Genomic DNA, 1,125 nt, shown 5'->3' with positions numbered 1-1,125 from the left:
ATGACGGCGTCGCCGACCTGGGCGTGCAGGGCGGCCTCGATCCGATCGCAGATCGCGTGGGCGTCCTCGACCGTCATCTTGGCGGGCACCACGAGATGGAACTCGATGAACGACATGCTGCCGGCACGGCGGGTGCGCACGTCGTGCGCCTCGATCGCGCCTTCGGCGTGTTGCGAGATCAGCTGGCGCAGTTCGGCGACCTCCTTGGGGTCGGCGACCTCGTCCATGAGTCCGCCGACGGATTCCCGCAGGATGCCGTAACCGGCCCAGAGAATGTTCAACGCGACCAGGCCGGCGACGGCCGGGTCGAGGCGTAGCCAGCCGGTCAGCGGGACCAGGGCGAAGCCGACCAGCACCGCGCCGGTGGTCCAGACATCCGTCATGATGTGTTTGCCGCCCGCCAGCAGAGCCGGAGATTTCCAGCGCTTGCCGAGGCGGATCAGAACGATCGCCCAGACCAGGTTCATGACCCCCGCGCCGCCGTTCAAGGCGACGCCGAGGAACGGTGTTTCCGGCGCGTGCGGATGCGCCCAGTTCAGCCAGGCTTCCCGGGCGATCAGGGCCGAGGTGAGCAGGACCAGGGCCCCCTCGACGATCGCGCTGAGGTACTCGGCCTTGTAATGACCATAGGGGTGGTTGGCGTCGGCGGGCTGCTCGCTGACCCAAATCGCCAGCAGAGCGGCGAGGGCGGCGACGACGTTGATCACCGTTTCGAGGGCGTCGGAATAGAGCGCAACGCTGCCCGTCACCCAGTAGGCCGCGGCCTTCAAGGCCAGCACGATCACGCTGACGATCAGGCTGACGCAGCCGATCTTGAGGGTGCGGCTCATAATTCACCTTCGGAATGGGGGCGAGAACGCCATCGCCCTCGTCCAGGCGACTAGCACGATGGCGGACCATTCATAAAGGTGCCGGGAGCTGCAAACGACCGCCCGCGTTTCGATCGGGACAACACCGCCGGAGCATGACCTCGATCGGGAGCGCTTTGGACCCTCGCGGCGCGGAATATTTGGCAACCGATGGGAATAAAACTTTGGCAATGGAGTCTTTATTAGTCGTGGGCGCATCGCCCGCTGGAGCACGCATATCGATGTCGCTGCCGGGTCATGCCAACCCCATCATCGC

1 protein-coding gene is annotated in these 1,125 nt (G+C 65.5%); it reads right to left on the bottom strand.

Features of this window, described 5'->3' with window-relative positions; all coding sequences use genetic code 11:
• Window positions 1-830 (bottom strand): cation diffusion facilitator family transporter (locus tag GSQ79_RS25570; protein WP_158811571.1); only part of this gene is annotated, 830 nt, incomplete at its 3' end.
• Window positions 831-1,125: the final 295 nt, after the last annotated feature.

Source organism: Beijerinckia sp. L45, assembly GCF_009765775.1.
In the GTDB taxonomy this organism is placed as follows: Bacteria; Pseudomonadota; Alphaproteobacteria; order Rhizobiales; family Beijerinckiaceae; genus RH-AL1.
Note: the sequence above shows the minus strand (reverse complement) of the source record. Positions and strands in the feature narration are given on the sequence as shown.